12 protein-coding genes are annotated in these 11,771 nt (G+C 47.2%); 6 read left to right on the plus strand and 6 right to left on the minus strand.

What is annotated here, in order from left to right; genetic code table 11:
• Positions 1-19 precede the first annotated feature (19 nt).
• Positions 20-412, plus strand: a complete 393-nt coding sequence (locus ABNS04_RS11420) for a BON domain-containing protein (protein ID WP_006955578.1) — start codon at positions 20-22, stop codon at positions 410-412.
• Between the two features lie 28 nt (positions 413-440).
• On the opposite strand, the gene ABNS04_RS11425 is transcribed toward ABNS04_RS11420, so the two are convergent.
• The 4 genes from ABNS04_RS11425 to ABNS04_RS11440 are packed head-to-tail and all read right to left on the minus strand — an operon-like array spanning position 441 to position 4,282.
• Positions 441-1,565, minus strand: coding sequence for a methyltransferase (locus tag ABNS04_RS11425; RefSeq protein ID WP_272978179.1), 1,125 nt, complete (start codon positions 1,563-1,565; stop codon positions 441-443).
• A 32-nt stretch (positions 1,566-1,597) separates the two neighbouring features.
• Positions 1,598-2,851, minus strand: a complete 1,254-nt coding sequence (locus ABNS04_RS11430; RefSeq protein WP_272978180.1) for an amidohydrolase family protein — start codon at positions 2,849-2,851, stop codon at positions 1,598-1,600.
• Positions 2,844-3,584 carry an ABC transporter permease gene (locus tag ABNS04_RS11435; protein ID WP_272978181.1) on the minus strand — a complete coding sequence of 247 codons (741 nt, stop codon included), beginning with the start codon at positions 3,582-3,584 and terminating at the stop codon, positions 2,844-2,846. The genes ABNS04_RS11430 and ABNS04_RS11435 overlap by 8 nt, the downstream gene beginning before the upstream one ends.
• Positions 3,581-4,282, minus strand: a complete 702-nt coding sequence (locus ABNS04_RS11440) for an ABC transporter ATP-binding protein (RefSeq protein ID WP_272978182.1) — start codon at positions 4,280-4,282, stop codon at positions 3,581-3,583. The genes ABNS04_RS11435 and ABNS04_RS11440 overlap by 4 nt, the downstream gene beginning before the upstream one ends.
• A gap of 122 nt (positions 4,283-4,404) precedes the next feature.
• Here ABNS04_RS11440 and ABNS04_RS11445 point away from each other — a divergent pair, with 122 nt between their 5' ends.
• From ABNS04_RS11445 to ABNS04_RS11455, 3 genes are all read left to right on the plus strand, one after another.
• Positions 4,405-5,490 (plus strand): histidine kinase, encoded by a 1,086-nt coding sequence (locus ABNS04_RS11445; protein WP_272978183.1) that lies wholly within the window; start codon positions 4,405-4,407, stop codon positions 5,488-5,490.
• Between the two features lie 2 nt (positions 5,491-5,492).
• Positions 5,493-6,089: a response regulator transcription factor gene (locus ABNS04_RS11450; RefSeq protein WP_006955584.1), complete on the plus strand. Its 597-nt coding sequence runs from the start codon at positions 5,493-5,495 to the stop codon at positions 6,087-6,089.
• A gap of 232 nt (positions 6,090-6,321) precedes the next feature.
• Complete coding sequence (locus tag ABNS04_RS11455; protein WP_272978184.1) at positions 6,322-7,161, plus strand: NAD-dependent protein deacetylase; 840 nt, start codon at positions 6,322-6,324, stop codon at positions 7,159-7,161.
• Positions 7,162-7,213: 52 nt separating this feature from the next.
• Here ABNS04_RS11455 and ABNS04_RS11460 read toward each other — a convergent pair whose 3' ends face one another.
• Entirely contained in the window at positions 7,214-9,055 is a 1,842-nt protein-coding gene (locus tag ABNS04_RS11460) for a S8 family serine peptidase (protein ID WP_272978185.1), read from the minus strand.
• Between the two features lie 208 nt (positions 9,056-9,263).
• Between ABNS04_RS11460 and ABNS04_RS11465 the strand changes: the two genes are divergently transcribed.
• Positions 9,264-10,169 carry an SPFH domain-containing protein gene (locus ABNS04_RS11465; RefSeq protein ID WP_006955587.1) on the plus strand — a complete coding sequence of 302 codons (906 nt, stop codon included), beginning with the start codon at positions 9,264-9,266 and terminating at the stop codon, positions 10,167-10,169.
• A 13-nt stretch (positions 10,170-10,182) separates the two neighbouring features.
• On the opposite strand, the gene ABNS04_RS11470 is transcribed toward ABNS04_RS11465, so the two are convergent.
• Entirely contained in the window at positions 10,183-10,815 is a 633-nt protein-coding gene (locus ABNS04_RS11470; protein ID WP_040487887.1) for an OmpA family protein, read from the minus strand.
• Between the two features lie 168 nt (positions 10,816-10,983).
• On the opposite strand from ABNS04_RS11470, the gene ABNS04_RS11475 reads away from it, so the two are divergent.
• The gene (locus ABNS04_RS11475; RefSeq protein ID WP_272978186.1) at positions 10,984-11,721 is read left to right on the plus strand and encodes an SDR family oxidoreductase; all 738 of its coding nucleotides are present in this window, start codon (positions 10,984-10,986) and stop codon (positions 11,719-11,721) included.
• Positions 11,722-11,771: the final 50 nt, after the last annotated feature.

Below are 11,771 nucleotides of genomic sequence, written 5' to 3' on the forward strand. Positions count from 1 at the left end.
CTTAAACAGGAGGTGTTTTATGGCATCAGTAAAAACTTTATCGTTAGTTAGTTTGATGGCATTGGCAAGCTTAAGTCTTGCTGCGTGTTCACAAGATTCAGCGGAAGACAAAACCGAGCAAGCAATGGAGTCTGCTAAAGAAACTGCGGATAAAATGGGCGATGCTGCAGAAGAAAAGATGGAAGAGGCAGGCGAGTATCTCTCGGATTCTGCTATCACTGCAAAAGTTAAAACTGCTCTGTTCGACAACGGCGGCTTAGATAGCTCAAAAATCAGTGTCGAAACGCGCAACAAAACTGTTTATTTAAGCGGTACTGTAGCGACTGAAAATGACGCGGAAACAGCTGGCCAGTTAGCTGAAGGTGTCGAAGGTGTTGAAGACGTCGAAAATGATATTGTAGTAGGCAACTAAGTTTTTGTTGCTTGAACCACGAGCCCGTTTAAATACGGGCTCGTGCATTTATTAACGTATTGCGCGGAGTGAGCTCGCGTTCACAAAATGCCTTGAGAGAGACCTCATAGCCCTGCTCTTGTAAAAATACAGCCCTATCAAGTAATAACCAACGTTCAAGATATGGCTGAAATTTCAGTCTCACCTGTTCTATCGCCTCAGTCACTAAAAACCGTTGCTCACCACGTTCTAACCAATAGTCAGCATCAAAACATGAGCTTAAATTAATCTCATGTTGTGCCGCAGCCCAATGACAAAAGTCTTTGAATGAACCTGAAAAAATCGCCTTGGATACTGAATTAAGCGGTTGGTAGTGCGGATCATTCAAATGATCTTGGCGCCAAGACTCATAACCCAAGCGCCACACGAGCTCCGTTTGACGCAACTCTCGCTCCCGTTTTCCCGCGGTAACAAGCCCTTGCGCTGCGAGCCTAAGTGCGTTTTTACTCAGTCTTAAGTCACACTGTTGTGCGGTCTTGGACAACGGTTCATAGTGCCCCTGCCGAATTAAATGATAGCAACACGGCGCCACCAAAATATCTCGTATCTGTGCTTCAGTAGCGTGCTCCAACAGCCTAATATGTAAGTCACCGCACGCGTGTAATGCCACAGCCGTTTGACATCTGCGAAGTGTTTGCTGAATTTTATCATCACCGTCCTTCGCTAAGACATCCTGCTGAATAAACGCCTGCGGCAGTCGGTGATGTTGTGCAAGCTCAGTGCCCTCTGCACACAGCGCAGATTGCCACTCAATACTGACCACTGGACGTTGTTGGGTAAAACTCAACAATCGCCCTAAATGCCCCTTACCAGCACACCACTCTGTGACTATCGTCGAGTGTTTAGGTACGTGGTCGATAAACGCCTGCACTTGCGATAATTTACGGCCTTTGATGCCTTGGATAAGCCAAAATGGCAGGGGATGCTCTGAAGCTTTACTCGATTCATACGCCCACACGGGATCGACTAATAATCGCAGGTCGTCGAGTACCCTAGCGAGCGTCGATTCGCTTTCCCAGGGTAACTCCGTGTGTTCGAATGCAACAATGTCCCAAAATGCCCTGCTATCTGAAAGCGCCTGACTGTATTGCTCGAGCAGTTCTTTTAAGTTCACAGCGTTGACCTAATTAATAACCGATAAGTAGTTTATCTTACTTGATAGCCATTCTTCCAGACAGCCTGAGGGTCTAATAGTAAATGCATTCCCTGCGCGGGTGATGAACCGATCAACACCATGTCGGCGCGTTGCCCCACAGCGATACGCCCTCGGCCTTTAATTCGCCAACGCTCAGCTGCCAGTGCAGTTGCTGAATGAATGGCAACTTGCCAATTAACATCTTGAGTTTCGAGCCACATGAGCTCTGCTATTAGGCTGATGCCGTGTTCGGTACCTGGGTTGGGAGCATCACTCCCGACCAGCACATCAAGCTCGCTCTCATCAAGTAACCGAGTGTTAGTTTTTAAGTTATTATAAAATGAGGTTGAGGCCATGTTCGCGCCACCACGGCTCAAGCTATTTAGTTTTTGCTGATTAAAACAGTCTCCACAGGCGGGCAAGAGTACCTGCTTATTAAATTCACCGTGCACTAAGTGCTCATAAATCATATTGGTTGGTACGATGAACACCTGTAATTGTTCCATTTTATCAATCAGCTGTTCGCTTATAGGTTGGTCGAAAAAACCATGCACCAAACCATCAGCGCCGGCTGTAACGGCGTGCTCGGCAGAAAGATGGTCGGCGACATGAACAACGGCTAGCACCTGTTGGTCATGTGCGGCTTGAATAACGCGCTGCAGTTGTTGGTAACTTATTGATGGTCGATGGGGATAGTCAACGTCTTCTGCGGTATACACAATCTTAATAAAGTCCGAGCCTTCAGCAAGGCGTTCCGAGACAGCACTCTCGGCGCTATCATCGTCAGCGAGTGGGTGGGGGCTAAACCCAAACTGCGTTCCATGTCCATCAGGCGCTGTAACCAACCGGCCAGCCCCCCACATATCCGCCTCCTGTTGCAATTGCACCGAGTTGCGTTGCTGCCGAGCTCGGCGTAATTCGCTTGGATGCCCAAATAGATCAATCACCGTTGTCACACCAAAATCAAGTGCGCGTTCTCGCGCATCACCCCAAGTATGGACATGGCTATCAATCAGCCCAGGAATAATCCACTGGTCCGGCTTGGTGGGATAAACACGTTGAACCGCTTTCGGAGGCTGCGATTCAACTCGCACAATAACGCCCTCTTCGACCGAAACATAATGCGCTCGTAGCACCTTATCACCATCGAATACATTGATAGGCCCAATGGTAAAGCTATTGTCCTCGACCGGGGCTGGCTCAGGTAATAACCACAATAGCGCAGCGACAGCCCCAGCGCCGATAATCCAAGTAAGTTTATTCATGACTGGCTCCACTGAAGCGACCAGATAGGCTTCTTAACACTGCCATCATGCTGATACTGAAAAGGCACAAGTAGATAATATGCCAGTACCAGCTCACCTCATCGCCCTTCCCGATGACCGCATAGCCTAATTGCACCAAGTGATAACTGGGCAACCCATAAGCGATCCATTGCACCCAGTCCGGCATCAAAAACAGGGGAAACCACAAGCCAGACAGCAACGCCATGGGTAGATAGATCAGGTTAACAACGCCTGCGGCAGCGCGGTCGGCTACTAAAGCGCCAATGAGCATCCCTAAAGCGGCAAAAGGCAAAGTACCTAAGGTAAAAATAAGTGTTAAGAGACCCCACTGCCAAAACCATAATCGGACACCGGCAAGCCAAGCCGACTCGATGTAAAGTAAGAGCAGGATCACTGCAGAAAAAGCGGCGCTGTTGATTAACTTGGCAAAAATAAAGCTATTGAACTGCATTGGCGACAATAGCTTTAAGGTGAGCCAGCCATGAGTGCGTTCACTCGCAATACTCACCGCAAGGTGAAAAAACGGTGGTCCCATAATGCCAAAACAAGCATAGGAGATAAGAAGGTAATCACTGTGGCCGTTGGAAAAATCCACCATGATGCCAAAAAAGAAGTAGAACACGACCGGGAACGCAAACGCCGGTATGTAAAAGCTGGGCGAGCGAAGCAAAGCTCGCATATCCATTTGAGCTTCAACGATCCATTGACTCATGACGTAGCTCCTCCAATCAATGTGGACATCAGTTGTTCTAAAGACATACTTTTTATCGGTAATTTTTCGGCGGGCGCCTGTTTACGCAAAAGTACGACAGAGTCTGCCAATTGGTAGGCTTCCTCTATGTAATGCGTGGTTAGAATAATTGCGACACCCTGACTTTTCAGCGATTCGATACAACGCCACATCTGTTGCCGCGTACTTAGGTCCATTCCAACGCTAGGTTCATCCAAAAACAGTAGTTGCGGTCGCCCAATAAGCGCGAGCGTAAACATGACACGTTGCTGCTCTCCTCCCGACAGCACAGCGAAACGCTTATGTAGTAACGACTCGATAGGTAAGAGTTGCTTCAACTCCTCGATACCGATGGGCTTAGTGTAATAACTCTGATAAAGCGTAATCTGCTCTTGCACAGTCAACTGCCCATTCACAGCGCCGACTTGCATGACCACGCCCCAGCGCTGCTTAAGTGACGGGCTTCTGCTCTTTTTAGGCTGTTGTTCACCAAACAGACTAATATGGCCCGCGTCCGGAGCGGTCAATCCAAGAATACAGCGAATAAGCGTCGTCTTACCGACGCCATTCTCACCCAGTACAGCAACGACCTCTCCACACCTTACATCTAATGAAAAATCGTTGAGTACGGGTGCGTTAGCGTAAGACTTCGATAAATTTGTAATTGATAAAACCGTCATCACTCACCTCCATTTGCTGTAAGGTTAGTGAGTTAAACGGTTAAGGGGCAGTCACCTTTGTCATTTCATGATGATGACAAATGTCACTGGCATGAATTACAGGTTCGTTTCATAATGCAACTATGAAACTAAAACAACCACAGCTCTGTCTTGAACGTAAATACGCTTGGGTTTATTTGATGAACCTCGGCTTTTTCGTCGTGCCAATGTTTCTATACCCGTTCACAGTATTGGAATATCTCGCGATGACAGCTGCGCTGATTGGCTTTGTGGCAAGCTACTATTGGGCATTCAGCGTTTCGTCAGCTCACATGTTGAAGCCGATTATCGTTATGTATGGGATCGCATGCGCGATTACCCCGATTAACCCAGCATCAATCACCATGTTCGCCTTTATTGGCTTTTTCCTGGGGTTCGCCTATCGTCTCCGACCCGCTCTATTGGGGCTGCTTGCTATTATATTGACACTTGCGTTGTTGCATTATTATGTCGTCGACACGTGGTCTTGGTTTGTTTATTACGGTGCAATATTAAGTGCTGCGATTTTTATCATTGGGCGTGTCGAGCGCGTGCGTCAAGAGCACTTACTGAGCCAGCAGCGCACTGATTTAGAAATTGAACAACTCGCTACTACGTTAGAACGCGAGCGCATTGCTCGTGATCTGCACGACACTTTAGGGCACACGCTTACCAGTGTGCTACTCAAGGCTGAGTTGGCGCAACGCCACATCCATTCTGGTCAGAGCGACGCAGCCAGTCATCACTTGAAAGAGCTGACCGAGATTGCGCGGACCTGTTTAAAGCAAGTCAGAGAGAGCGTAACCGGTTATAAACATGGCGGTTTTGACTTTGTGCTACAACAACTCTCCGTACGCTTACAGGAAGCGGGATTCAAAGTTCATGTAGAGGGAGCGCTTACTCAGTTAAATAGGGCTTATGAAACGCCGCTTGTTTTGGCGCTCACCGAACTCGTGACAAATATCATTCGTCACAGTGAGGGGGATCACGTTCTCATAAAACTTATAGAGAAGGCTGATAATACCTACATTGAAATATTCGATAATGGACGCGTTACTGAGTTCGAGTTTGGTAATGGCTTGTTGGGAGTTAATGAGCGTATTGAACGCCTCGGTGGGCATATTGATATCAACACAACACAAGGTTGCCAAGTAAAGTTGTTCTTACCCGCAGCCGTAGTGGAATCCTGACTATGAAAATATTATTGGCTGAAGACCAAGCGATGGTGCGAACCGCCTTAGCGAGTCTACTGCGCTTAGATGGCGAATATGATGTCGATGAAGCCGCTGATGGAAACGAAGCTATAAATAGTCTTGAAGAGAATACCTATGACTTACTACTGACCGATATAGAAATGCCACATAGGACGGGGATTGACCTCGTGCATTGGGTCAAAGCTAACGCGCCTTCCACTAAAACAGTGATCATAACGACATTTAATCGCAGTGGTTATGTGAATCGTGCTGTGCAGGCGGGCGTTGATGGTTTTCTACTAAAAGATGCGCCGGTTGAGCAACTCATGCAATCATTGACTGCCATTTTGGCAGGCAAACGCGTGATTGACTCTGAGCTACTACTCAATAGCTTTAATCAAATTGACCCGTTAACAGAAAAGGAACGCAAAGCCCTCCGGCTAGCCGCCGATGGACTAGCAACATCAGCAATTGCCAAGCAACTATTTATCGCTGAGGGCACCGCACGTAACTATCTATCCGAAGCGATTGCAAAAGTCGGTGCTAAAAATCGCGTCGAGGCAGCTCGTATTGCCCAGCTAAAAGGATGGTTATAGATAATTAACTAGGAATCGTTAACCAAAGACTCCCCATGAGTAATAAGGTTAACGTTATAATTGGTACGAATAATGCTGACGAATGCTTCTTCATAGCGCCCCCAATTTGTTGTTATTTTTGTTAACGTATTGTTATAGAAAAAGATTTATCGTGTGTCAATGCTTTGCACTTCGTGCTACGCTTGATCGCGCAATCACATCGACCCTCTTTTTCAGAAAAAGTTCAATTTTTATGTATGATCACGCGTCTGAAATAGTTAAGGCTGCTGAATTGCTTCGTGGCAACACCCCGTTTACTTTGTTGTCTGGCGCGGGGCTAAGCACCGATTCGGGGATTCCTGCCTACCGTAACGCTCAGGGTAAATGGGTTCACTCGCCCCCGATGCAACACCATGACTTTATGAATAATGATGCGGCGCGAAAACGCTATTGGGCGCGTAGCTTAGGCGGCTGGTTAAATTTATATCATGCGCAACCAAACCGTGCACATCAGGTTATCGCACAGTTTCAACAACACGGGTTTATCGATACCGTTATTACGCAAAATGTTGATGGACTGCATCAAAAAGCGGGGAGTTCAACGGTGATTAACCTTCACGGATACGCCAACGACATCGTCTGTATGACGTGCGGCGATAGATCACCTCGTTTCGATTTACATCAACGATATGCCGAGCTCAATCCACGATTTAATCAATCAGTTTCGGTCATTAAGCCAGATGGCGATGCAAAACTATCAGCACCAACGGACGAATTTAAACTCATCCATTGCGATCATTGTGGCGGGATCTTAAAGCCCGATGTGGTCTACTTCGGCGAAAATGTACCCAAAAAACGAGTTGAAGCCTGTTATCAAGCTATTGATGACAGTCAAGGTTTACTTATCGTTGGTTCCTCATTAAAAGTGTTTTCGGGATTTCGTTTTGCTCGCTATGCCTATCAACAACATAAGCCAGTGATTATTATCACAAAAGGTATAACGCGAGCGGATGATTTAGCCACGATTAAGATTGACGGAAACATTGCGGAAACGCTTGACCAATTTCGTCGTTTATTACGACTGCCAAAATAAACGCAGGTGTTTTTGGCACCTGCGTTTTGTTGCGGATTTCAGCCTGTAGAGCTTAGGGGTTATAGACGACGTTCAACGTTACACCACTAAAGCTTTGATAAGCGCGAATTCCAATATGCCAGGTACCTGACTGTGGATTCGAGAAGCTACAGCTTTCATTATTGCCACTTAAATACGGACGACAGTCATAACTATTACTTCCAGGCTGACTACCATATTGAACGTACAAATCGGCGTCGCCAGAACCACCTGAAATATCAATATCCAGGGTGCTCATACCGGCAGGCACTTCGATGGTATAACGCACCCAATTACCTGTTGATGCAGAAAGATCGCTTACACTGCCGCCACCGCCAGTCGCACCGCCGTCACCGGGGTCTCCCGAGCCGCCTCCTGAAGCGCCGGTTACTGCACCGCTGGCATCAACGATACCGACGCCACAACCACTACAACTTCCGGGAAAGCTGCGTGCTGTTTGCTTCAAAATGCTCTCAACATCATCTGGACTAGCACTCGGATTAGCTTCTTTAATTAATGCGGCTACACCCGCTACGTGAGGCGTCGCCATTGAAGTTCCTTGACTATAGCCGTACGTATCACTGCCTGGTGTGCTACTGCCCGAGTTGTAGGTAGAAAGTACACCATTCGGATCATTGGCGTAAGACATTGCGCCACCCGGTGCAGCAACATCCACGTTAGAGCCGTAGTTAGAGTAGTAAGCTCGGCTTCCATTTCGGTTAGTCGCCGCAACGTTCACCACGCCACTACAGTTACCTGGGTTATAATTGGTCGAGTTGTCATTACTATTGCCTGACGCCACAACCACAGTGGTGCCGTTACCTCGGGCAATATTAATTGCCTGCTGCGTTGCGCTCGAACAAGCGCCCTGTCCACCTAAGCTCATATTGATAACATCGGCTGGATTCGCATTGCTTGGTACGCCCGATACCGAGCCCCCTGAGGCCCAAATAATGCCATCAGCGATATCTGCCGTGGTACCGCCGCAACGACCGAGTACCCGCACAGGTACTACTTTTGCACCGTAAGCAACCCCAGCTACGCCTTGACCATTATTGGTCACGGCTGCGATGGTGCCTGCCACATGCGTACCGTGCCAGCTTGAGTCCTGATCTTGAGCTGGATAGCCGTTACCGCACGCTCCCGCACTCACCCAGTCACCTGGATCACGCGGATCGGAGTCTCGACCATTACCATCGTTGCCAATGAAGCTATTTGAAATCATGTCATAGCCCGGTAGGATGTTACCTACAAGATCACCATGAGGGCGATACCCCGTATCTAAAACTGCCACCACGGTGCCTGCGCCGGTCACGCTGTTCCACGCATTTTCTACATTGAGTCCGCCAGTAGACTCGTAATAGTGCCACTGATCGCTGTAATCAGGATCGTTAGGAGTCGCAAAGTGACGTAATAATTTGTTTTCTTCAACACTCGCCACCTCAGGGTGCTTGGCAATTTGCGCCATCATCTTTTTCGCCTGTCCGGGCGGAATTTTCTTATCAAGATCAAACACAAAATGGTTAGCCAGACCCATTTCACGCTCAAACTTAATTGAACCCCCGGTCTGGGCAGAGAAATCGCGTGCGACACGACTCGCTGCATTGGCTACTGCGGCAGCACGACTCAGACCTCGTTGTGCTGCTTGATTCGCCACCTCGTTCATTACTTGTGAACGTTCTTTAAAGGTAACTATGAAGCCTGTGGTTAAGGATTGATTAGGAGTAACGGTCTGTGTCGGAAGACCGACTGAAGCCTTGGGTGGCTGAAACGATTGGTTAACCGCGACAGCTGAGGGGACCGCTACAGTCGAAAGTGCAGCACTCACCCACACGGCAAGTCTTTGATTTTTCTTAAAACTTATATGTTTATACATGGTTAACCTTTTTTGTTATTTGAAGAATACTGGCAAAAAATCCAGCCATTAATCATTAACACATGTATATTTTATGTAAATAAATATGACGTCAATTTTACATTATATTTACACATATTGACATCACTAAAAGGCATAAGCAACGTGTGTATTTGTTTTTAGCCAGGTGTCACTATATGCTCAGGTAAAATCAATTTGAGGAAACAAAATGTCAGCATTTCAATCGCCCTTACCCACGCTGTTGATCATTTTAGCGATCATCATTTTATTAGTGCTATCTGTTCGAATCGTTCCCCAACAGCAAGTTTATGTTATTGAGTTATTTGGCAAATATCGCCGTATGCTAACTCCTGGCTTAAACTTTATTATTCCGATTATCGAACGCGTAGCTCACAAGCAGTCAATGCGAACGCGAGAGTTACAAGTCAGTGTTGAGACGAAAACACAAGATAATGTCTTTGTAACCGTCCGCGTCAGTGTGCAGTATCGAGTCGAGAATAAGGACGCCGTTTACAATGCTTTCTACCAACTCGAAGACCCTGAGCGCCAAATGGAGAGCTATATTTTCAACTCAGTGCGGGCTCAGATTCCAAAACAACCACTTGATGAAGTGTTTGATAACAAAGACGCAATCAGTGATGCAGTACAAGCTGAATTAGAGAGTGTCATCGAAGGCTACGGCTTCAACATAATTGCATCGCTCGTTACCGATATCGATCCCGATGAAGAAGTCAAACATTCGATGAATAAAATCAATGCCGCGGAAAGAGAGCGTCGCGCAGCAGAACACCAAGCGGAAGCAGAAAAAATTCTCGCTGTTAAGAAAGCTGAAGCAGATAAAGAATCAAAAATCCTTCAAGGTGAAGGGGTCGCAGGACAGCGCAAAGCGATTGCGGAGGGCTTAAGTGAAAGTATCGCCTTAGTACGTAAAGAGGATAGCGACATCAGTGCTCATGACGTCATCGATCTACTGAAGTTCACCAATTACGTTGATACCTTAGCCGCCTTGGATACCGCAAACAGTAAAGTGATCATGGTACCCATGCCAACGACTCAGTTCGAACAATTCAATCAAGCCATTATTCGTGGTAACGAGGCCAGTGCAAAAGACTAGCCTCGGCGTTCGTTTACTGCTGATTTGGGATAATACGTAGTTCGACGCGACGGTTTTGCTGTCGGCCTTGCGCGGTATCATTCGTGGCAATCGGCTGACTTTCCCCAAAACCTTGCGTCGTAACGCGGCGCGAGTCGACCCCGTATCCGACTAGATAATTACGCACGGCATTCGCACGGTTTAACGATAGTTGCTGGTTATAATCGGCTGAGCCGGTGCTATCCGTGTGCCCCTCTATCATCATCGTTGTCTTGTTATACTTATTGAGTACAGCGGCAACGTCCTCAAGTACCGGATAAAAGTTTTGCGAAATATTGGCACTCTCAGAAGCGAAGGTAATATTTCCCGGAAGTTGCAAGCGAATATTATCGCCATCACGGATAACTTGCACACCCGAGCCTGACAGCTCGTCGCGAAACGCCTCCTCCTGCTTATCCATGTAGTTCCCAATCGCGCTACCGGCCAAAGCGCCCACGGCGGCACCCCAAAGATAGCGACTCTTGTCATGGTCGCCAGTTCCTTTACCTATTACTGCACCCGCAACAGCGCCAATGGCGGCGCCTTTTTGAGTGTTATTCATGGTATTCGAGCACCCCGTTAAAGCAAGCGCTCCTGCAATTCCTAGAATTAACAATCGACTATTCATACCTAATCCTCTACCCATCACGCCTATTGGTTAAAATTAGCATGTCTTTACAAAAAATCATTAACGCTTTTCATGATCTTTACGCAACACATAAAGTGAATCGATCAATCCAAAACAGCTGTGCCACGTATCACAAGGTCATAGTCATTTAGTAAATTGGAGTAAAACATGTCTGAAGTTGCGAACAAAGTCGTTATTATCACAGGTGCGAGTAGCGGTTTAGGTGAAGAAACTGCTAAAATGCTCGCCAGCAAAGGCGCCAAATTAGTCTTGGGGGCGCGTCGTGAAGAGCGACTAAAAGCGCTGGCCGATAGCATCAAAAATGACGGTGGTGAAGCCATTTTCAAAACGGTGGATGTAACCGATAAGTCGCAAGTACAAGCCCTTGCCGATGCTGCGCTTGAGCAGTTCGGACGCATTGATGTGTTGGTAAACAACGCCGGCTTAATGCCATTAGCACCACTGGACGAGTTGAAAATCGATGAGTGGGACCAAATGATAGATGTCAATATTAAGGGCGTTATGTACGGTGTCGCAGCGGTGCTGCCGAGCATGCGTAAGCAAAAATCAGGTCATATTATTAACTTATCGTCGGTTGCAGGTCACGTGGTATTTCCAGGTGCAACCGTTTACTGCGCGACAAAGTTTGCTGTAAAAGCAATCAGTGAAGGGATTCGTCAAGAATCAAATGGCGAAGTCAGAGCGACCAATATTTCACCGGGCGCTGTGAGTACTGAGTTGACTGACCACATCAGTCACAAGGATTCGAAGGAAATGGCAGATGATCTTTATCAAGATGCAATTGGCTCTGACTCAATCGCACGAGCCATTACATTTGCGATTGAACAGCCAGGTGATGTTGACGTCAATGAGATGATCATTCGTCCTACCAAGCAGGAGTTGTAGTTTGCCGCAAGTCAGTATTTTGGATTTAGCACCTGTGCCTGAAAGCGGCA

The sequence above is a fragment of the uncultured Idiomarina sp. genome (genome assembly GCF_964010655.1).
GTDB classification, from domain to species: Bacteria; Pseudomonadota; Gammaproteobacteria; order Enterobacterales; family Alteromonadaceae; genus Idiomarina; species Idiomarina baltica.

Excerpts from the sequence above, each read along its gene's own strand:
- ABNS04_RS11440 (WP_272978182.1), bottom strand. The coding sequence starts at position 4,282 with ATGACGGTTTTATCAATTACAAATTTATCGAAGTCTTACGCTAACGCA.
- ABNS04_RS11460 (WP_272978185.1), bottom strand. The coding sequence starts at position 9,055 with ATGTATAAACATATAAGTTTTAAGAAAAATCAAAGACTTGCCGTGTGG.
- ABNS04_RS11435 (WP_272978181.1), bottom strand. The coding sequence starts at position 3,584 with ATGAGTCAATGGATCGTTGAAGCTCAAATGGATATGCGAGCTTTGCTT.
- ABNS04_RS11465 (WP_006955587.1), top strand. The coding sequence starts at position 9,264 with ATGTCAGCATTTCAATCGCCCTTACCCACGCTGTTGATCATTTTAGCG.
- ABNS04_RS11470 (WP_040487887.1), bottom strand. The coding sequence starts at position 10,815 with ATGAATAGTCGATTGTTAATTCTAGGAATTGCAGGAGCGCTTGCTTTA.
- ABNS04_RS11445 (WP_272978183.1), top strand. The coding sequence starts at position 4,405 with ATGAAACTAAAACAACCACAGCTCTGTCTTGAACGTAAATACGCTTGG.
- ABNS04_RS11450 (WP_006955584.1), top strand. The coding sequence starts at position 5,493 with ATGAAAATATTATTGGCTGAAGACCAAGCGATGGTGCGAACCGCCTTA.
- ABNS04_RS11455 (WP_272978184.1), top strand. The coding sequence starts at position 6,322 with ATGTATGATCACGCGTCTGAAATAGTTAAGGCTGCTGAATTGCTTCGT.
- ABNS04_RS11475 (WP_272978186.1), top strand. The coding sequence starts at position 10,984 with ATGTCTGAAGTTGCGAACAAAGTCGTTATTATCACAGGTGCGAGTAGC.
- ABNS04_RS11430 (WP_272978180.1), bottom strand. The coding sequence starts at position 2,851 with ATGAATAAACTTACTTGGATTATCGGCGCTGGGGCTGTCGCTGCGCTA.
- ABNS04_RS11420 (WP_006955578.1), top strand. The coding sequence starts at position 20 with ATGGCATCAGTAAAAACTTTATCGTTAGTTAGTTTGATGGCATTGGCA.